At 60.3% G+C, this 19,209-nt stretch carries 15 protein-coding genes and 1 pseudogene; 7 read left to right on the top strand and 9 right to left on the bottom strand.

Going from position 1 to position 19,209, the window contains the following annotated elements:
• Nucleotides 1-4: 4 nt before the first annotated feature.
• Nucleotides 5-1,045, bottom strand: coding sequence for a DMT family transporter (locus tag AB4N74_RS27790; protein WP_460097854.1), 1,041 nt, complete (start codon nucleotides 1,043-1,045; stop codon nucleotides 5-7).
• A 204-nt stretch (nucleotides 1,046-1,249) separates the two neighbouring features.
• Here AB4N74_RS27790 and AB4N74_RS27785 point away from each other — a divergent pair, with 204 nt between their 5' ends.
• From AB4N74_RS27785 to AB4N74_RS27765, 5 genes are all read left to right on the top strand, one after another.
• Nucleotides 1,250-2,173 carry a PliI family lysozyme inhibitor of I-type lysozyme gene (locus AB4N74_RS27785; protein ID WP_460097853.1) on the top strand — a complete coding sequence of 308 codons (924 nt, stop codon included), beginning with the start codon at nucleotides 1,250-1,252 and terminating at the stop codon, nucleotides 2,171-2,173.
• 85 nt (nucleotides 2,174-2,258) lie between these two features.
• Nucleotides 2,259-3,665: a DUF2252 domain-containing protein gene (locus AB4N74_RS27780; RefSeq protein ID WP_460097852.1), complete on the top strand. Its 1,407-nt coding sequence runs from the start codon at nucleotides 2,259-2,261 to the stop codon at nucleotides 3,663-3,665.
• A 211-nt stretch (nucleotides 3,666-3,876) separates the two neighbouring features.
• Nucleotides 3,877-4,251, top strand: coding sequence for a DUF6124 family protein (locus tag AB4N74_RS27775; protein ID WP_460097851.1), 375 nt, complete (start codon nucleotides 3,877-3,879; stop codon nucleotides 4,249-4,251).
• 248 nt (nucleotides 4,252-4,499) lie between these two features.
• Nucleotides 4,500-5,087 carry a ribosomal protein S5-alanine N-acetyltransferase gene (gene rimJ / locus AB4N74_RS27770; protein ID WP_099757950.1) on the top strand — a complete coding sequence of 196 codons (588 nt, stop codon included), beginning with the start codon at nucleotides 4,500-4,502 and terminating at the stop codon, nucleotides 5,085-5,087.
• A gap of 30 nt (nucleotides 5,088-5,117) precedes the next feature.
• Entirely contained in the window at nucleotides 5,118-6,596 is a 1,479-nt protein-coding gene (locus AB4N74_RS27765; RefSeq protein WP_460097850.1) for an ArnT family glycosyltransferase, read from the top strand.
• Between the two features lie 66 nt (nucleotides 6,597-6,662).
• Here AB4N74_RS27765 and AB4N74_RS27760 read toward each other — a convergent pair whose 3' ends face one another.
• Nucleotides 6,663-7,484: a phosphatase PAP2 family protein gene (locus AB4N74_RS27760; RefSeq protein ID WP_460097849.1), complete on the bottom strand. Its 822-nt coding sequence runs from the start codon at nucleotides 7,482-7,484 to the stop codon at nucleotides 6,663-6,665.
• Nucleotides 7,481-8,152 (bottom strand): lipopolysaccharide core heptose(II)-phosphate phosphatase PmrG, encoded by a 672-nt coding sequence (gene pmrG, locus AB4N74_RS27755; protein ID WP_175559634.1) that lies wholly within the window; start codon nucleotides 8,150-8,152, stop codon nucleotides 7,481-7,483. Before pmrG ends, AB4N74_RS27760 begins: the two co-directional genes overlap by 4 nt.
• Nucleotides 8,153-8,405: 253 nt before the next feature.
• Between pmrG and AB4N74_RS27750 the strand changes: the two are divergent.
• Nucleotides 8,406-9,419: pseudogene (locus AB4N74_RS27750) on the top strand (methyl-accepting chemotaxis protein); the annotation flags it as partial.
• A 42-nt stretch (nucleotides 9,420-9,461) separates the two neighbouring features.
• A complete protein-coding gene (locus tag AB4N74_RS27745; protein ID WP_371748303.1) occupies nucleotides 9,462-10,325 on the top strand; it encodes a methyl-accepting chemotaxis protein in 864 nt (287 codons plus the stop codon).
• Between the two features lie 293 nt (nucleotides 10,326-10,618).
• On the opposite strand, the gene AB4N74_RS27740 is transcribed toward AB4N74_RS27745, so the two are convergent.
• The 6 genes from AB4N74_RS27740 to AB4N74_RS27715 form a co-directional block, all read right to left on the bottom strand.
• Nucleotides 10,619-10,867 (bottom strand): FitA-like ribbon-helix-helix domain-containing protein, encoded by a 249-nt coding sequence (locus AB4N74_RS27740; protein ID WP_093435583.1) that lies wholly within the window; start codon nucleotides 10,865-10,867, stop codon nucleotides 10,619-10,621.
• A gap of 25 nt (nucleotides 10,868-10,892) precedes the next feature.
• Nucleotides 10,893-12,317: a DUF1329 domain-containing protein gene (locus AB4N74_RS27735; RefSeq protein WP_460097848.1), complete on the bottom strand. Its 1,425-nt coding sequence runs from the start codon at nucleotides 12,315-12,317 to the stop codon at nucleotides 10,893-10,895.
• 163 nt (nucleotides 12,318-12,480) lie between these two features.
• On the bottom strand, nucleotides 12,481-14,439 hold the full coding sequence (locus AB4N74_RS27730) for a DUF1302 domain-containing protein (protein ID WP_116256477.1): 1,959 nt from the start codon (nucleotides 14,437-14,439) through the stop codon (nucleotides 12,481-12,483).
• Nucleotides 14,440-14,488: 49 nt separating this feature from the next.
• Nucleotides 14,489-15,778, bottom strand: coding sequence for a phospholipase (locus tag AB4N74_RS27725; RefSeq protein ID WP_460097847.1), 1,290 nt, complete (start codon nucleotides 15,776-15,778; stop codon nucleotides 14,489-14,491).
• Nucleotides 15,779-16,019: 241 nt separating this feature from the next.
• Nucleotides 16,020-17,588, bottom strand: a complete 1,569-nt coding sequence (locus tag AB4N74_RS27720; protein ID WP_093435568.1) for an FGGY-family carbohydrate kinase — start codon at nucleotides 17,586-17,588, stop codon at nucleotides 16,020-16,022.
• A gap of 20 nt (nucleotides 17,589-17,608) precedes the next feature.
• On the bottom strand, nucleotides 17,609-19,204 hold the full coding sequence (locus AB4N74_RS27715) for a glycerol-3-phosphate dehydrogenase/oxidase (protein ID WP_093435565.1): 1,596 nt from the start codon (nucleotides 19,202-19,204) through the stop codon (nucleotides 17,609-17,611).
• Between the last annotated feature and the right edge of the window lie 5 nt (nucleotides 19,205-19,209).

Genomic DNA, 19,209 nt, shown 5'->3' with positions numbered 1-19,209 from the left:
CACTTCAATGCTCATGCCGATGATGCACATCCGGAAAATGCGCATGCCGATGCCGCATCGGCGTATGCACATGCGGATGGCTGTGCGGCTCCGTTCCATCCCACTCAAACCCATGCGCATGCTGATGATGCTCGTCGTGTGTATGACGATGCTCATGCTCGAGCAGTTCATGCTGATGCTCATGAATATGGTTCTCCATCAGGTGAATCCATACCCCCACGCCCATTAACGCTGCGGCGAGCAGGAACATCAGCGATACCGACTCGCCCAGCAGCAGAATCGATATAGCTGCGCCCAGAAACGGTGCGGTGGAAAAGTACGCGCCAGTGCGTGCACTGCCCAGCCCGCGCAGGGCGAGGACGAACATCACCAGGCTGACGCCGTAGCCGAGAAATCCGACCAGCAGGATGGGCACCAGCGTGGTGGCCGCAGGCATTTGCATGCCGATGAACAAGGCCAGGCCGCAGTTGACCAGACCGGCGACCAGGCCTTTGCTGCCGGCGATGAACAGTGCGTCCGAGGCAGAGACTTTCCGCGTGAGGTTATTGTCGATGGCCCAGCAAAAGCAGGCGAAGGCGACGGCCAGCGGGCCTGTCCAGTCCTGCGCCGACACGGTCTCTTGCGGCCAGGACAACACGACACCGCCGGCCACGATGGCGAGCATGCCGATCACGATTCGCCGATCGGCATTTTCCTTGAACACTACCCACGCTAGCAGCGCCGTGAGCACTGATTCCAGGTTGAGCATCAGTGACGCGCTCGCACCGGACGTTCTGGTCAAACCGAACATCAATGCCACTGGCGCCAGCACGCCGCCAAAGCCGATGGCTCCGACCAGCCACGGCCATTCGCCGGCTCCGAGTCCGGACCGCTGCCAGCCTCGATCGCGGGCAAAACGCAGGACGGTCAAACCCAGCCCGCTGCCCAGATAGAGCAACCCGGCCAATAGAATCGGTGAAATCTGTACCCCCAGCAGCTTGGCGAGTGGCGTGCTGGCGCCAAACAATGCTGCCGCAACCAAAGCGTAGAGAACGCTCACATTCATGACGGGATCACTCGCTCGGGCCGATGGAATACCGGTAATGATCATGGCAAAACTCAAGTGAGAATTATGTGAACAGCTGATTCGTGTCAGAAACATCACCTCAAGCACGTGCTCAAATCCAGCAACATTTAATCCGCGTAATCACTGGGTGCCTGCTCGACGCAGCCTCTATGCTGGGTACATCGAGATGCGATGGAGTTGATGATGAAAACCTGGATTGCCGCCGTGCTGGCCGCACTGATTTCTCTGCCGGTCCTCGCAGCAGATACTGGCGCTGTGCGCGTCGAACCGATCGATTTCACAACCAGCGCCGACAGTGTCCAACGCAAACAGTCGATCAAGGGCGAGCAGACGACGGAGTACAGATTCAACGCCAAGGCCGGCCAGTTGCTCACCGTCGATTTCAAACCGTCCAACACCTCCGCCTACTTCAACATCACCGCCAAAGGCGCGGATTACGCGCTGTTCAACGGTTCGATCATGGGCAATCATTTCCTCGGAACATTGCCGGCCGATGGTGAGTACACCGTTCAGGTCTATCTCATGCGCAATGCCGCACGGCGCAACGAAGTGGCCAACTACGAGCTGTCTCTGCGACGGGTCAATAGCGACGCCACCAGCGGGAAACAGCCATTCGAGCAGACGCTGAAATGGCAGGGCATTGCCTTTCACGTCAACACCGAACAGGTCGATGGCAAACCGACGCTGCGCATCACCCCCAAAGGTCTGGAGATCGATAACGCGGTCATCAGCCGGGCGCTCACCGGTGAGGTCGTGCGTGCCGAGGTTGCTGACCTCAATAACGACGGCTCCCCCGAACTCTACGTGTTTACCCGCTCGCCCGGACGCGGCATGCCGGGCGAGCTGATCGCCTATTCCGCCAACAACAAGAAATCCCTGAGCGAAATCTACCTGCCGCCGGTCAGCGACAATCCGAAAATCGCCGAGGGTTATCAGGGCGAGGATTCGTTTGCAGTGGTGGAAAACGCGCTGGTGCAGCGCTTCCCGGTGTATGACAGCACTGATGCAGGCGCAGGCCGCACGGGGAAGATGCGCCAGGTTCAATACACGTTGATGGCGGGCGAGGCCGGGTGGGTTCTGCGCGAAGATAAGGTGGCGGAGTATTGAGTTGACGTCACCGGGCTCACGCCAGCGGATAAACCCCGGAAGCGCTTCTACACTTACAGCGCCCCTTCCGCCACACCGAGCCCCCATGACCTCTCTAAAAGATCGCATGCAACAAGGCAAAGACGCGCGCAAGAAGTGCTCGCGCAGCGCTCAGGCGGCCACCGGCAAGCTGAACCGTGACCCGATTCCGTTGATCAAGGCCTCCAGCCAGGGCCGCGTCGCGTCGCTGGTCGAACTGCGTTACGGGCGCATGCTGGTGTCGCCGTTCACGTTCTTTCGCGGCAATGCCTTGTTGCAGGCGCACGATCTGGCGGGCACGGCGAACATGGGCCTGAACTTGCCCATCTGTGGTGACTGCCACCTGATGAATTTCGGCGGTTTCGCCACGCCTGAGCGAAATCTGCTGTTCAGCGTCAACGATTTCGACGAAGCACATCCCGGGCCGTGGGAGTGGGATCTGAAGCGTCTCGCGGCAAGTTTCGTGGTGGCCGCCCGTGACTTGCGCCACGGCGAATCGGTCGAGGAACAGGTGTGCCGTGAAATGGTCGGTGCCTATCAGACCACGCTGCTGGAGTGCGCCGAGCAGAGCGTGCTGGAAAACTGGTACGAGTCGATCAGCTACAACGACCTGCTGGCGCAGGCACGCAAAAGTACCCTTGAACATGTGGAGCGCGCCATCGAGAAGGCCGAACGGCGCACACACGCCGAGCTGCTGCCGAAAATCAGCGAGCGCGATGCCCACGGGCGTCTGATCATTCGCGATGACCTGCCGGAAATTTTTCACCTGCACAAAAACACCACGCTGCTGGATGCCGAGGATGACTGGCTGCGGCTCGCGGACTGGCGGCCGCTCTTCGACACGTTCATGCGCGAGTATCGCAGCACGTTGCAACCCGACCGCCGCGAGTTGTTGTCGCGGTTTCACGTGCAGGATCTGGCGTTCAAAGTGGTGGGCGTCGGCAGTGTCGGCACGCGTTGTCTGGTGGCGCTGCTGACGGACGATCAGGAGTTCCCGCTGTTCCTGCAATTCAAGGAAGCCCGGCGTTCGGTGCTCGCCGACTATTTCAAAAGCAAATCCAGGGTGCGTCATGAAGGGCAGCGCGTGGTCGAAGGGCAGCGCCTGATGCAGGCGGCCAGCGACCTGTTTCTGGGCTGGACGACCGGCCCCAGCGGTCGGCAATTCTACGTGCGGCAATTACGCGACATGAAGATCTCCGCCGAACTGGAAAACTTCGACGCTGAAACCTTTGCCGCTTATGGTCGCGTTTGCGGCCGCGCCCTCGCCCGGGCACATGCCAAGGCCTCCGGCCTCGCTGCGCAGATCAGTGGCTACATCGGCAAAGGCGATGCGCTGGCGGATGCGCTGTTGAAGTACGCGCAACATTACACCGCGCAAAACGAACGTGACTTCGAACGCTTCCAGACGGCGTGTCGCAAGGGGCAGTTGCGCGCGCGGTCAGAGGCTGACTTTGCTGCTGATCACCTGCCTTGAAATGACGTCCGTGATCACCGTGATTGCCATTGGTTTTGCCGCCACGCCCTCCTTCCCACATCGAACGTCCTAGGAAAATTCCCGCAACACGCGTCGACTTTGATGAACTGGTGCACAGTTCCTCAGGGCGTTACGCTCCACGACCACTGCCATCCAGCGGACGGTTTGGCAGCCGCAATTGCAGTGAATGTTCACTCCACGGAGCTACGTCATGAAGAAAATCCCCCGCCTTTCGCTGGTTGGCCCGGCACCGTCCGATGCGCCAGCGTCCAGCACCCAACCGCAATCGAATACCAGCGCACGCAGCGAAGCGCAAAAGCGGCGCCGTAGCATCCCGCTCAATCAGCTCATCAGGGTGCGCGACGATGTCGACACCCTGACACTGCTCACCCACGCCAGTGAGATCCTCGATTCCCTCGCGGCCATCAGCGCAACCTTTGCCGATGAGTTCGACGGCTCGAAACGTCATGTGGCGGTGGCCATGAAGCAATTGAGCGCACTGGCCGAGATCCTGATTTGTCGGGCACGGGACAATCTGGATCCGCAGAAACCGCTGAACACTACCGGGCCTGAAACCCGCCATTGACGGGCGAAACCCCGGCGCTCGGTTGCGCATCGGACTGCATTGGCGCCGCCCATCGAGATGAATTTTTCTTCACTGCAGCTGCGCGGCCAACCCTTGTACAGTCCGCTCGCTCATTCAAGAAACTACGGTTCGCCCGCGCTCCTGCGGGCTTTTTTTTGCCTGAAACAAAGCCCCTGCGTCGCCACGACTTGCCGTAACCCGGCGGATTGCGCGACTCTGCCGGAAGATCCCCCATTCCGGAGCGCCCGATGCCGCTGTTGACCCTGCCCTGCCAACGCCTGACGCTCGCGATACTTGCACCGGAGCAGGCCGAGCTTGAAAGCGAGTTCTACCGACGCAACCTGCGCCACCTGGCGCCATGGTCGCCGATCCGCACCACTGAATATTTTTCCACCGAGCAAATTCGCCGGCGCCTCGACGTGCAGGCCAGCGCATTCGAGGCCGGGCTGGCCATGCATTTCGCGCTGCTGACCCCGGACGGCCAGCAGATGATCGGCGCCTGCAACTTCAGCGGCATCATTCGCGGGGCCTTTCAGGCGTGTTATCTGGGTTATCACATCGACGAGGCCCAACAGGGTCAAGGTTTGATGCAGGAAGCGCTGGAGGCTGGCATCGCTTACATGTTCGATACCCAGAACCTGCACCGGATCATGGCCAACTACATTCCCGGCAACGAACGCAGTGCGCGCTTGCTGGAGCGCCTGGGCTTCGAACGTGAGGGTTACGCCAAGGCGTATCTGAATATTGCCGGGCGCTGGCAGGATCACGTGCTGACGGCGCGGGTCAATTCAAGGTTCGAGACACCGGAAAAGCGCTGGTCGAAACCTTTGGCGTGAGTTTCACAATTTGTTAAGGATTGCCGACGTATGCTCAGGCCTCCCGCCCCTTTCGGTTGCCTGAACCCTATGTCGCGTGCCGTCACTTCGCTGTTTCTGCTTGCCGCCCTGCTGTTTTTCTTCGCACTGGGCAACCACCAACTGCAAGGTTCCACCGAGGCCCGCGTCGCCGGCATCGCTATGGAGATGCACCTGGACGACGACTGGGTGACACCTCGTTTGTTCGGCGAACCGTTTCTGGAAAAACCACCGTTGAGCCTGTGGCTGGATGCGGGCGCCATGCGTGTGTTTGGCGTTTCACCGTGGGCCGTGCGGCTGGCGTCGGCGGTTGCCGGGTTGCTCAGTGTGATGCTGCTGTACGGCATGTTGCGGCGTTTCGAGCGGCCGAAAATGATTGCCTGGACCGCAGGCATTCTGCTCGCGACCATGGCCAGTTATTGGAGCAATGTGCGCGGCGTCGGCGAGGATGCATTACTCGCCCTCGGCGTGACCACCGCACTGCTGGCTTTTTATCAGGCGCAGCGGGCCTCGACTCTGGGCAACTCGCTGCTGTTTGTCGTCGGGATCGCCATCGCCACGTTGAGCAAAGGTGTGCTGGGGCTGGCGATGCCGGGAGTGGTGATTTTTGCCTATCTGCTGGCCGACAACCTGATGGACAAACGACTGAAAATCGCTGACTGGCTGCGACCGGGTTTCCTGACCCTGCTCGGTTTGATTCCGCTGCTGATCTGGCTCGTCATCCTCTTCCAGCACGGCGGCGCGCAGGCCGTCAAAGAGGTGCTGCTGACCAACAGCGTCGGGCGCTTCAGCGGTTCGTTCGTCGAGGCCGGGCACTACGAACCGTTCTACTACTACCTCGCCAAACTGCCGGAAGCCTTTCTGCCGTGGAATATTCTGGTGTACCTGGGACTCTGGCATTTCCGCAAACACCTGAAGGCCAATCGTTACCTGCTGTTTTTCAGCCTGTGGATCGTGGCGCAGTTCATCATGCTGACGTTGGCGTCGAGCAAACGCACGGTGTACCTGATGTCGATGACACCGGCCGCCGCGGTGATCGCAGCGGAGTATGCAGGCGTGCTGTTCGAGCGCTTGAAGCAGTATGAAACCGGCAATGGATTCGTAGGCCGAATCGCCAGGCGGCGTCAGACACTGGCAGTCGGCGTGCTCACACTGGTGATCGGCATTTACCTCGCCGCCGCGCAGTGGGCGTTGCCTCATGCCGACAAAAAGCTTTCGTTCCTGCCGTTGAGTGCAGAGATTCAGACGCTGCAAACCGCCGGACATCAAGTTGCGCTGTTTCAGGCCAATGAGCGGGTCGGTGGCGCGACGGTCTTCTATACCCAGCAAGTACTCAAAGGTCTGGATACCGAGGCGCAGTTACGAGATTTTCTCGCGGCATCACCCTCGCATGTCGTGGTGATGGCTGGTGACAGTGAGCCCGCGCCGCCACTGAAAGTGCTCAAAACCATGATGGTCGGGCGCCAGGCGTATTACTTCGTCGGCTATTGAGACCTGCGCAACCGCATAAAAAAACCCGCCGGTGATTGGCGGGTTTTGCATTTCATCCGAACGGGTTCAGAGAGAAACCTCTGGCTGAGCACTGAAAGCTTTCTGCTCACGCTTGCTCAGCACCGGCACATCCAGCCGTGCCCGCCCGTAGAAAGCCAGCGCCGTCAGCAAACACGCCAGCCAGACGAAGATTCCGGCCCAGAAGGTGTGGGACATGTAGTGCCAGCCTTGCAGGACGCGAGTAGTGCCATAAACGAACCCCAGCAACAGTGAGCCCCACAAGATGGCACTGGAAAAACGCCATTGATAACGTCTCGCCACGAAATACAGCGCCAGCATGGTGAAGCCGCCCGACGCATGGCCACCCGGCCAGCAACGGCCACTGCCGGCTTCATGGAACAGTTGAAAGTTGCTGTACCACTCGATGTGGGCCATTTTCCCGCCGTACAGCGTGGTCTCGATCGGGCAGTAAACGCTGGTGTGGGACTTGAGGAAGTGAATCACCCCGGTGCAAACGGCAAATGCGACCACCACAAACAGAAAATCCCTACGGTGATCAGCGGCAAATCGCAGCACTGGCGCGATTTTACTGCGCTCCAGCATCGCACCAAGGCGCGGACGTTTCTGCGGATTGACCAATGGCCAGACCACCGATAGCAGCGCGCCGATCAGGGCGATTTCCGCCGTCCAGTTGGGAATGATCCGCGCCCATTTGTGCGTGAGCTTTTCAAAGAAGTGGATTTTGTCGAGCGGGAAGCTCTGGGTCAGCGGATCGAACAGCAGGTTGCTGAAGGCGATGTCGATGTTGGTCATGTCGAACATCAGGAACACCAGCGCCGCACAAGCGAGCGGAATACCAAAGTTGTAAGCGTAGAAGCGGGATTTCATCGGGTATTCACCGTGCGCCAGTCGGAGGCTTCAATAAAGCCGAGCATCTTGGGAGCCGCCGGGCTGGCAGCGGAAACAAACAATGACGAGCCGTAACCCATGTCCGAGGCCGAAACTTTGAGGTCTTTCTCGATTTGCGCCATGCACTCGCTGTGGGTCACCAGAATCAGGTTGCGCCCAGGGATCTTGTGGGCCAGCGCATCCTGCAACATGCGCCCCCGGCAGTTGATCAACCAGTCGTCACCGCTGGCGGCATGATTGAACATGTAGCCGGCCGTCTGCACCGTGCGCATCGACGGGCTGTTGTAGATGTCGGCGTTGTTCAGGCCCAGTTGTTCGAACCGGGCACCAACCGCCACCGCGACACTGCGCGAGCGATCGGTGATGCCGTCATTGCCACTCAGGCACGCGGCTTTGGAGTGATCGCAACGCTCGACATGACGCACCAGCACGATCATCTCGCCCTTGGCCCAACCTGTCGCCAACGCTTGCGCACCGGCGACATTGCCGTGGGCCAGGTCCGGCACCGCCGCCGGCGCCAGCAACCACAGGGTCAGTGGGATCACCAATACCGATGCCGCCAACACCACCCAAGTGTTGCGAAAACGCGCCAAAAAGCTCAAATCGATCGAGCGCTTGACGCCGAACAGACTCAGTCTCAATTCCACAAAAACCGCCTCGCCACTGTGCATCTCGGGTTTATTCGATGCGGCGAAGGTACAGAGGCGCGCGTGGGCAACCAGTGAAACCCATGTGAAAAAAGTCTTGGGATCCGTTGTTACAAACTCCGTAGGACAAAATCCTTTCAGCTCTGGGAAATGCGGCCGATACAAACCTGCTAACACCCTTGCTGGCTCAAAAAAACAACAATCTTCCAGCCTAACCGACGACAAGAAACCCAACGTTTCTGGAGGATTTTTGATGAATAGCTGGTTCGGCAACATCAGCGTGAACATGAAACTGGGCCTGGGCTTCGGCCTGGTGCTGGCCCTGACCTGCGTACTGGCCCTGACAGGCTGGACCAGCCTCGGTGGCCTGATCGACCGCAGCAACTGGATGAGCGATATCACCCAGCTCAATTCCGGCCTGACCAAACTGCGCGTGGTGCGCCTGCAATACATGTTGACCAATGGCGATGAAACCGCCGCACAGAACGTGCAGACCACCCTTGAAAGTTTTGCCGCGCAACAACAGAAGCTGATCAACAGCTTCAAGAGCCCGGAAAACGTCAAGCTGCTCAAGGAGCAGGCAGCGACCATCGCTGAATACCAGACCTCGCTGAACAAAATGCGCAACGCTTACCGCACCGGCAACAGCGCGCGCGACAGCATGAGCGTGAGTGCCGAGACCGCGTACAACCAGATCGAGTCGATCAGCAAACGCGTGCAGCAGATGGACATGAGTGAACAGCGTTTCGAACAGTTCCAGGCGATCACCGCCGCCAAGGAAGCGTTCATCCTCGCGCGCTACGAAGTGCGCGGCTATACCGCCACCACCAACGCCGAAACCGAGCAGAAAGCCGTCGGCCAACTGGATGTCGCAATCGCCAGCCTCAAGCAACTGAACGTGCATTTCGCCGACTCTCAGCAAGACGCCCTGCGTCAACTGGAAACCGCACTGGTCAACTATCGCAGCGCATTGATGGCGTACAAAAACGCCAACACCGACGCCGTGCAGGCCCGTAAGGAAATGACCGATCAAGGCACCGCGATCGTCAACACCAGCGAGCAGCTGTACCAGATTCAACTCGACCGCCGCGATGTCGAAAGCGCCCAGGCGCGCACCTTCCAGTTGATCAGCACCCTGCTGGCGCTGTTGGTTGGCGTGATTGCTGCGGTGATCATCACCCGTCAGATCACCCGTCCACTGCAAGAAACCCTCGCCGTGGTCGAGCGCATCGCCAGCGGCGACCTGACCCAGAACGTCACCGTCACCCGCCGCGACGAACTCGGCGTGCTGCAACAAGGCATCGCGCGCATGGGCGTGACCCTGCGTGACTTGATCAGCGGCATCCGCGACGGCGTCACCCAGATTGCCAGCGCCGCCGAAGAACTCTCGGCCGTGACCGAGCAGACCAGCGCCGGTGTGAACAGCCAGAAGGTCGAGACCGATCAGGTTGCCACCGCGATGCACGAGATGACCGCCACCGTGCAGGAAGTTGCGCGCAATGCCGAAGAAGCCTCGCAAGCGGCTGCCGCCGCTGACGGCGAAGCCCGCGAAGGCGACAAAGTCGTCAACGAAGCCATCGCGCAGATCGAGCGTCTGGCCAGCGAAGTGGTGCGTTCGACCGAAGCCATGAGCGTGCTGCAACAGGAAAGCGACAAGATCGGCAGCGTCATGGACGTGATCAAGGCTGTTGCTGAACAGACCAACCTGCTCGCCCTCAACGCTGCAATCGAAGCCGCGCGTGCCGGTGAAGCCGGTCGTGGTTTTGCCGTGGTCGCCGACGAAGTTCGTGGTCTGGCCCAGCGTACGCAGAAATCCACCGAAGAAATCGAAGGCCTGGTCGCCGGTCTGCAGAACGGCACCCAGCAAGTCTCGGCCGTGATGAGCAACAGCCGCGCCCTGACCGACAGCAGCGTCGCCCTGACCCGCAAGGCTGGCGCATCGCTGGAAAACATCACCCGTACGGTGTCGAACATCCAGTCGATGAACCAGCAGATCGCTGCTGCTGCCGAACAGCAGAGCGCCGTGGCTGAAGAGATCAGCCGCAGCATCATCAACGTGCGCGACGTGTCGGAACAGACCGCTGCGGCGAGTGATGAGACGGCAGCGTCGAGTGTTGAACTGGCGCGTCTGGGTGGTCAATTGCAGCAGATGGTCAGCCACTTCCGCGTTTGATCCTGATTCAGCGCTGAAGCTACAACCGCATCGCGAGCAGGCGAAGGCCTACAAGAAATGGTGTTGATCACAGACTATGTGAACTACACCAATCCCCTGTAGGAGTGAGCCTGCTCGCGATTGCGTCCGCCCCATCACCCCGATGTCCCGAAAAAAACTCCGCCTAATGTAGGAGCTGCCGCAGGCTGCGATCTTTTGATCTTCGCTTTTGAACAAATCAGAAGCCAGATCAAAAGATCGCAGCCTTCGGCAGCTCCTTGAAGGTATTCTTCAGCGCGTGCGCATTTCGAGCATCAGCAATCTGGAAAATCCATAACCCTGGCTTTTTCCTGCCGTGAAGGCAAAGCAAGGTCGATCCCTCCGACCGAGGAAAAGCGCTGGCGAATCCGGCTACCCAAGCCTCCAGCGCTATCCCTTCTAATCAATGCTCGCCCCAGAATCATGCGAGCTTCCTCCTCGATGGAATTTCCGTTCTGGGCCGCGTTAATCCGTAACTGATCCATGAGCGGACCATCAATATTTCGAATTGTGATGCTGGCCATGATGACTCCTGCTATCAACTAAAAATCATTGATCGAGACTAACATCCATCCGCCCAAGAACAGCCAGCGCAATCACTAACCGCGTCCCACGCTGCCGCAACGCCGACGGCATAAAGTACGCATCCTCCGGCACCGGCTGCGCGAAATCGACAGTCTCCGCTTCTTCGTTATCAAGGTTCTGCACGTAGTAACGACGCGCCTGCAAATCGTGGAAAACATCCAGCGCACTCCACGTCGTCGGCAGGTCATAGAAGTTTTTCAGGTAGGCCATCGATACGCGCCACAACTCGCCTCGTCCATCGTACTGATCAACCAGTGCCGCGCCCCAGCTGTCTTCATCGAGGAACAGCACGCGTTTGGAGTAGATGTGCCGCGAGCCCGGTTTCAAGTTGCCTTCCACCACCCACACGCGGTGCAGTTCGTAGCGGGTGTATTGCGGGTTGAGGTGGCCGGGGGTGAGCAGTTGCGCGTATTTCACGTCGGGGCTGCCGACTTTGTAGTTGTTGTAGGGGATGTAGATTTCCTGTTTGCCCTTGAGCTTCCAGTCGTAGCGATCCGGCGAGCCGTTGAACAGGTCGGTGTCGTCGGCAGTGCGCAGGCCATCGGAGGATGCGATCGGCGTGTCGTAGGCGAGGTTCGGTGCGCGGCGCACGCGGCGTTGGCCGGCGTCGTAGATCCAGGCTTGGCGTGCGTCTTTGAGTTGGTCGAGGGTTTCGTGCACGAGGGCGGCGCCACCGGCCAGTCGCGCCGGGCTTTTCACGAAGGCGAGGTAATAGAACAGGATGTTCTTCAGGTCGGCGAACTGGCCGTTCGGGCGGTAGTAGTTGAACAGCGCTTCCTGCTGCGAGGTCACCAGCGCGAAACTGCCGTTGCGCTGGACCGGCGCTTCGGAGGCGCGGCGCACGACGTAGATACCGCGATAGCGAGTGATGTGGTTCCACAGCACTTCAACGCCGTCCTTGGGCACCGGGAACGGCACACCGCCGTAGGCATCGGAGAAACCGCTGCCGCCTTCGAGCAATTTGGCCGAGGTCGCATTCTTGAGGGTGTTGTCGTACAGCCATTGCGGCGCCGAGCCGGAGCGCCGGGACGGGTAGATCGGCATCTGGAAGGTGTCGGGGTAGGTGTTGAACAGGGCGATCTGACCGGGGCTGAGGTGGGCTTTGTATTGGTCGAGATTGGCTTTGGTGATGGTGAACAGCGGTTTGTCTGCGGCAAAAGGATCCGGGTGATGCTGACCCGGTTTGTAACCGGCCGGCGCTTGAGTGATACCACCGGTCCACGCGGGGATGGTGCCGGCGGCGTTGCCGGCACGCTCGGCGCCCATGGGGGTCAGGGTGGTTTTCAGTTGTTCGGCTTGTTGTGGGGTGATGGCGGCTAGAGCGGTGCTGGCAGCCAGGCCCAACACAAACCCTAGCGAAGCTTTGGTCAATTTTGAATTATGAAACATGATCGATCTCCGAAACGGGAGTGAGGCCTGCAAATCACCGTAGATCCCCTGTAGGAGTGAGCCTGCTCGCGATAGCGGTGTGTCAGACAACACCTGCAGCGACTGAAAGTCCGCTATCGCGAGCAGGCTCACTCCTACAAGGGGGGCGCCTGTGGTCTGGGTATCAAAGGAAATACTTGAGGTTGAACCCGACGTTGTCGCGGTCGCGGATGCCGTTGTTCTGCCCGCCGCCGTAGAACTCGGTGTACTGCAACTCGGCTTCAAGCTTGTTCTGGTAATTGGCTTTTATCCCCAACGTGTAGGCCTTGCGCCCTTCGATGGTGTTGCCGGCCTGATAGCTGTTGCCCTCGAAATCGTCCTTGTAGACGATGTACGGCGAGACGTTGACCCCGGCGTATACGTCGTTCCAGGTGCCGTTGAGCATCGCCGTGTAGCTGTAGGAATTGCGATTGACCTGATCGTCGCGATCACCGCCGGAGACATAGGAATAGTTACCGGTGCCGGCGTAGTAGCGACGGCTGCCGTCATACGCGGTGTATTGCAGGCTGCTGCCGCGCAGGTGTTCGGAGGCCAGCTCGAAGATGCCGAACAGCGAGTCGAACGAAGCCGTCGGGCCGAAGTTGTAGATGGTGCCCAGCGAAGTATTGAACGCTTCCACACGCTCGGCGTTATTGATCTGGCTGTCGAGGGTGACCATCTGCCCGCCGACGTTGATCGACTTGCCCGTCACTGCCGCCGCAGCACCGTTGGCCAGGTCGCCAATCAAATCGTTGGTCGCCGCAACGCCAATCGGCAGATTCGGCCGATAAGCAATCTCACCAAACACCGAGGCCTCGCCCAACGTGGTGTTGAAGCTGAAGCCGTACATGCGGATGTCTTCGGCATAACGCCGATGCGCCTGGATATTGCCCATCACGTCGGCCGTCGCCAACCCATTGGCCAGCGCCCCGGCCTGACTGCCGGCGACACCGGACAACAGGTTGGTCAGCGCGTCCATGTCGATGCCTTTGTAGCCGCCCAGGTCCGCCGCGATGGTCGGCTCCTTGGCGTGGTAGTTGACCATGTACAAACCGAACTCGGTGCTGTTGAGCTGTTCGGCGATATAGCGAAAGGCAAAACCAAACTGGCCATCGTTGCGTGCGTTGTAGTCCTTGCCGACGCTCGCCACTTTCAGTGTGTTGCCGTAGGCCGGTGTCACGCCATTGGCGTACAGCCCGGTGCTTTGCAGGGCGGAGTTGAGCAACGGGTTGTTGCCCAGCGCGCTGTACAAACCGATGACGTTGCCGAACCCCGGAACCGGCGTGTCGAGCGCTGTGCCGCTGAAGTTGTTGTAACCGGTGTTGCCACCGTCGGCGAACAGGTCGGTCTGCGAGTAGAAGGTGCCGACCGGATCGATGCGGGTTTCCTTCCAGTTGGTCTGGTAGAAACTCTCCATGGTCAGCGAATCGGTCAGGCCGATGTTGAAACTCAGTGCCTCGACCGGCACCAGCACTTCTTTCACTTCGGCGCCGGGCAAGCGGTACTTGGCGGCGTCCACCGGGTTGGTGGTGTTGATCCCGCCGCGATAGAAAATCCCCTCACCCCAGTTGAACACCTGCCGACCGACGCGCGCGGTTACCGGCATCTGCGCGACGTCCCAGCTGCCGTGCACATAGGCGTCGAGCATCTCGATGCGGCTGCCGGCGATGTCGCGAGTCTGGCTGGTGAAATGGTTGTCCTGCGGGTAGCTCTGGCTCGGTTGCGAGGGGCTGTTGTTGTCGTAGTAGTCGTTGCGCTTGTCCATCAGTTGCGTGTCGTAAAACGCGGTGCCGCGCACGAACACGCCGTAGTTCTGATAGTTGGCCTCAAGCTCGGAGGTGATCTTGTACACCTCGGAAACCAGCCCGGTATCGAAGTTGCGATTGCCGTCGTTGGTGTTGACGTCATCGTTAGTCTTGTCGCGGCCCTGCACCCGCCACAAACGACCGTAAGACAAGGTCGTGTCGAGGGAGCCAGTGACCTGTTTGTCCATGAAGCTGAACTCCACCGCGTGCGCCGCATCGACTGCGCACAACTGCAGCAGCCCTGCCAGGCCGACACCGGGGAGCGCGGCGCCCGTCAGGCGCAATCGAGTGTTGATCATCTGTTCCTCCTTCCCTGTTTTTTATTGTTGTGGTGTGCGTTGCGGCGCACTACGGCGCCAAACCCGTGCTGACGTAAATTCGGCTGTGAGCGCCGAAATGTCCCAGAAGTTTGAACAACTGCTGGTTGAGTGCCGGGTGGTCGAAGTCTTCTCGTTGCAGCTGATTGCCGCTGCTGAAATCACTGCTGACCGGCGCCGTTGCAAGCCACTGGTCGATGGCTTCGTCGAAGGCGGCGGAGTCGTTGACGGCTTCGGCGCTGACCACTTCGCGCAGGTAGTCGACCGAGTACGGCGGGTAGCTTTTGTCCTGGGCCACATCGGCGTAAGCCGCGAGCATCGGATGCGGCTGACCGGCACGCAGCACGCGGCGTAGCCAGGTCGACTGATATTTCTCCACTTCCATGTGCCGTGTGGCGACGCGCTCGATGGAGGCTTGTTTGTCGGCGGCGAAACCGGCCAGCGCCTTGCCTTCCAGCAGCAGAAGACTGGCGAGGTCGACGCCCGGCAGCGGCTTGGCGTGATACGGCTGGGTCAGGTCCTGAATGTGGTGCAGGCCCCAGCCGAGAAAGCGATACCCCCAATACGGATGACCGCTGGCAAATGCCAGTCGCGCCAAGCCCAGGTATTGATACGCGCGCCAGTCCGGCCAGCTGCGCTCGAGGAAACCGGCAGCCGCATACACCACCGCGCTTTCATGGAAGAAGCCCATGTGGAACGGCGCCTGTGAGCTGTACTGGAAACGCGCATCGCCGAACGGTTGCGGGCCGAAACCGTAGATCGCGCCGACGTTGCCGGGGTTGTCGCTGAACAGATTGATGTCGTGGCCGTAATCCGGCTCGTCGGCAGCGCTGGCGAGCACGGCCAGGGCTGCGACTTTTTCATGATCGGTGACCACGATGAAACGCTGACGATTCCACGGTGACAGGGTTTGTTCGACCATGACCTGGTTAGCTTGCAGATGCTCGCGCTCGGGCAGGTCTTTGCCGGGTAATGGCTGGATGACCATTGCCAAGTGAATCTCGGGATTGATGCGCAGCGCAGTGAGAAAGTCGTGGCGTAAATTGTCACTCGGCACTGCGGGCAATTTCAGGTTGTCAGGTCGTGGCGGGTACTGAGTGAAGTGCGCGCGGGCGAAGCTTTCCTGTTGCTCCAACAGCGCCAGCACGGCCGGATATTGCTCGGTGAGAAACTGCTCCAGTGGCTCGACTGCAACCGCTGGCGCGTCGCGCAACGCCGGCAGATCCTGCAACGCCAGATAGCTGCCGACCGTATGGTTCGACCAGCCCCAGGCGCTCGGGGCCGTTGCACAAAGCAGCAACAGGAGGAAGGTCAGCTTCATTGCTTTTCGTTCTTATTGGCGGTGCCGTGGGGGATGAGCCTAACAACCGACCCCGCCGCTGACACTGTCCGATCTCACCAGAAAAGTTCTCCGATGGCGCCACGTACGGAATATAAAAAACACCACCGCCCCCTGTAGGAGTGAGCCTGCTCGCGATAGCGGTGTGTCAGTCAAATAGATGCTGGCTGACCCTCCGCTATCGCGAGCAGGCTCACTCCTACAAGGGATTTGTGGTGGTCAGCTAAGCGGGGTAACCGGTGATTTTGCGGATGCTCTGATACAGCGGTTTGAGCTGGCGGTACATGCGCAGATAGACCTCTTTGTACAGTTGCTCGTAGATTTTTTGCGCATCGGGTTGTGGGGTGAAGACAGCCCCTACTCTGGTCATCGCCGCGATGGCCGTGGGGAAATCCGCATGCAACCCCAACCCCACCGCACAACAAATCGCCGCGCCCAGACCGGACGCCTCATACACATGCGGCCGCTCCGCCGGCAGGCCGAAAATATTCGCCGTGAGCTGCATCGCCGCATCACTCTGCGAGCCGCCACCGGCCACGCGCAACCGCTTGACCGAGACCTTCGAACGCCGCTCGATATTCTCCATGCCCTGACGCAACGCATACGCCAGCCCTTCCAGAATCGCCCGATAAATATGCGCGCGGGTGTGCACATCGCCGAAGCCAATCATCGCGCCTTTCGCCTCGACACCCGGCTCGCGAATCCCCGGCGACCAATACGGTTGCAGCATCAGGCCCATCGAGCCCGGCGGCACCGCCTCAACCAGTGCATCGAACAACTGCTCAGGCTCGATACCCTGCTCTTTCGCCTGCTGCATCTCGCGCAAACCGAACTCGTTCTTGAACCAGCTGACCATCCAGTAACCGCGATAAATCATCACCTCGCAGTTGTACTGATCCGGCACCGCCGATGGATATGGCGGGATCAACGGGACGATTTCCAGATAGCGCGAGCGGGTGCTGGTGATCGTCGCCGTGGTGCCGTAGGACAAGCACACCGTGCTCGCATCGACCACGCCAGAACCGACCACTTCGCAAGCCTTGTCGGCGCCGGCAGCGATCAGCGGCAAGCCTTCGGGAATACCCGTATGGCGAGCGGCCTCGGCGGTAATGTGGCCGAGGGTTTCTCCGGGTTTGTGCAGGGTCGGCAATTGCTCGGGGCGCACCGCCAGCGCCTGCCATTTCCAGTCACTCGGCGCGGCCCATTTCAGGCGTTTGAAGTCGAACGGCAGGTAGCCGACGCAGCAACCGACCGAATCGACAAAGCGTCCGCAAAGTCGATGGGTGAGAAACCCCGAGAGCAGTAAAAACTTGTCCGTCGCCGCCCACACTTCAGGCTGATGCTGAGCGATCCAGTTCGCCTCAGCCTGAGCACGAAAATAATCCACAGTCGCCTGGGCGCCGACCAGTTTGAACAGCCAGCCCCACGGCCCTTTGATGCCGCCCTCGACCTCGCTCTGACGTTGATCGAGCCACAGAATCGCCGGGCGCAATGGCTTGCCCTCGGCATCGACGTTAATCACCGTGCCGCGCTGCGTGGTCAGGGAAACGCCGGCAATCTGCGCGCGATCAATCCCCGTTTGCTGCCAGACCTGCTGACACGCCTCGCCGAGTTTCGCCCAGTAATACTCAGGATCCTGCTCGGCCCAACCCGGCTGCGTCGAGTAATACGCCTGCAACTCGACCTTGCCTTTGCCGAGCAGATTGCCCTGCAAATCGAAGAGCAGCGCGCGCACGCTCTGGGTGCCGTTGTCGATGGCCAGCAGGTAACGCTTGTTCGGGTGGTTATCCATGGAGCTCTCTTCTGGGGGCATCAAGGCGTGGCATCCGGCAAACCGTGATGGCGTTGCCACAACGCCCGATAACGCTGTTCTTCCTGCTGCCAGTGTTCGTCGCTCCAGCCCAGTCGTGGCTGGCAGGTTTGGCGGATGGCGGCGAAATACGCTTCGCCACCGCGCGGCAACAGCAGGCCCAGACGCGTGCGGCGCAGGAGCAGATCGTCGAGGTGCAAGACCATTTCCGCTTCGCAGGCGAAGGCCAGTTCTGCCCACAACGTGTCCGTAGCACCGACCGTTTCGTGGCTGACTTCTTTGATCAGTTGCGCCAGCCTCGGCAGGTCGCGGCCATGCCGTCCGGCCAGGCGTCGCCACTGATGGTTGCTCAATTCAGGGATCGCCAGCGCAGGCACAGCGGCAAACACTGGCGCGGCGTCGTCAACGAAAGGACGCTCGAGCATCGCCGCGCAGGCCTTAAGCACTTCGATGGCTTGCGGGCGAAACGTGGTCAGTTTGCCGCCAGCCAGGGTTACGCAACCCGGCTCCTGCCACAGCACATGCTCGCGGGTTTCGTTCGACGGTTTGTCTTGATGATTGCCCGCCGCACTGCCGACTACCGGACGTACGCCCGACCATGTCGACAGCACGTCCGAAGCGTTCACTTGCGCTCCGGGAAACTGTTGCGTGCAAGCCGCCAGCAGATAGTCGAGTTCTTCGCCGCTGATGCTCGCGCTCTGATCAAGATCCTCACGGTGATCAAGGTCCGTGGTGCCGACCACCGTCGCGCCTTCCCACGGGAAAACGAACACCGGACGCCGGTCGCGCTCATGCATGAAAGTGAACGCCTGCGCCACCGGCAGACGCCAACCCGGCAACAATAAATGACTACCGCGCAACGGCCGCAATTGCCGTGGCGCCTCTGCCGGGCGCAGGCGTTCAGCCCAGGCGCCGGTAGCCACCGCGAGCACGCCGCAGCGCAATTGCAGTGACGAGCCGGCTTCGCAATCCTCGACCTGAACGCCACACACTCGGCCGCTTTCCCGCAGCAACTGTTCGACGCGCACGCCATTGACCACGACCGCACCCTCGGCCCGCGCTTCGCTCAACACGCGCATCACCAACCGCGCATCATCGGTCAGCGCATCGACAAAACAGGTGCCGCCGAGCAAGTCGTTTTCCTTCACCCCCGGCGCCAGATATCGAAGCTGTTGCGCATCATGAAAGCGATGGCTGCGCCGTCCCGCCAAGGCGTCGTAAACGCTCAGCAAACCACCCAGCACCCGCGGCCCGGGAAAGCCGCCGCGATAGTGCGGCATCAGGAAACTCATCGGCTCGACCAACCCCGGCGCTTCGTCGAGCAGGCGTTGGCGCTCGCGCACCGAATCGCGGGTCAGGCGCCACTGGCCTTTGGCGATGTAACGCAAACCACCGTGGACCATTTTCGAAGATCGACTGGACGTGCCCCAGGCAAAATCGCGCTGCTCCAGCAGCAGACAGCGCCAACCTCGACGCGCGGCTTCACGCAGGATGCCGGCGCCGCTGATACCGCCGCCGATGACGATCAGATCCCAGCTTTCCTCGGCCAGCGTCGGCAGAATCTGCTGGCGCCACGCGGCGTTCCAGTCCTGACTCATGGCCG

Source organism: Pseudomonas sp. H3_C08, assembly GCF_054669455.1.
The sequence above is the reverse complement of the archived record's forward strand: the minus strand, read 5'-3'. Positions and strand labels throughout refer to the sequence as shown.

Coding starts and splice junctions, on each gene's coding strand:
- AB4N74_RS27790 (WP_460097854.1), bottom strand. CDS start 1,045: ATGAATGTGAGCGTTCTCTACGCTTTGGTTGCGGCAGCATTGTTTGGC.
- AB4N74_RS27785 (WP_460097853.1), top strand. CDS start 1,250: ATGAAAACCTGGATTGCCGCCGTGCTGGCCGCACTGATTTCTCTGCCG.
- AB4N74_RS27780 (WP_460097852.1), top strand. CDS start 2,259: ATGACCTCTCTAAAAGATCGCATGCAACAAGGCAAAGACGCGCGCAAG.
- AB4N74_RS27775 (WP_460097851.1), top strand. CDS start 3,877: ATGAAGAAAATCCCCCGCCTTTCGCTGGTTGGCCCGGCACCGTCCGAT.
- rimJ (WP_099757950.1), top strand. CDS start 4,500: ATGCCGCTGTTGACCCTGCCCTGCCAACGCCTGACGCTCGCGATACTT.
- AB4N74_RS27765 (WP_460097850.1), top strand. CDS start 5,118: ATGCTCAGGCCTCCCGCCCCTTTCGGTTGCCTGAACCCTATGTCGCGT.
- AB4N74_RS27760 (WP_460097849.1), bottom strand. CDS start 7,484: ATGAAATCCCGCTTCTACGCTTACAACTTTGGTATTCCGCTCGCTTGT.
- AB4N74_RS27745 (WP_371748303.1), top strand. CDS start 9,462: ATGGGCGTGACCCTGCGTGACTTGATCAGCGGCATCCGCGACGGCGTC.
- AB4N74_RS27740 (WP_093435583.1), bottom strand. CDS start 10,867: ATGGCCAGCATCACAATTCGAAATATTGATGGTCCGCTCATGGATCAG.
- AB4N74_RS27735 (WP_460097848.1), bottom strand. CDS start 12,317: ATGTTTCATAATTCAAAATTGACCAAAGCTTCGCTAGGGTTTGTGTTG.
- AB4N74_RS27730 (WP_116256477.1), bottom strand. CDS start 14,439: ATGATCAACACTCGATTGCGCCTGACGGGCGCCGCGCTCCCCGGTGTC.
- AB4N74_RS27725 (WP_460097847.1), bottom strand. CDS start 15,778: ATGAAGCTGACCTTCCTCCTGTTGCTGCTTTGTGCAACGGCCCCGAGC.
- AB4N74_RS27720 (WP_093435568.1), bottom strand. CDS start 17,588: ATGGATAACCACCCGAACAAGCGTTACCTGCTGGCCATCGACAACGGC.
- AB4N74_RS27715 (WP_093435565.1), bottom strand. CDS start 19,204: ATGAGTCAGGACTGGAACGCCGCGTGGCGCCAGCAGATTCTGCCGACG.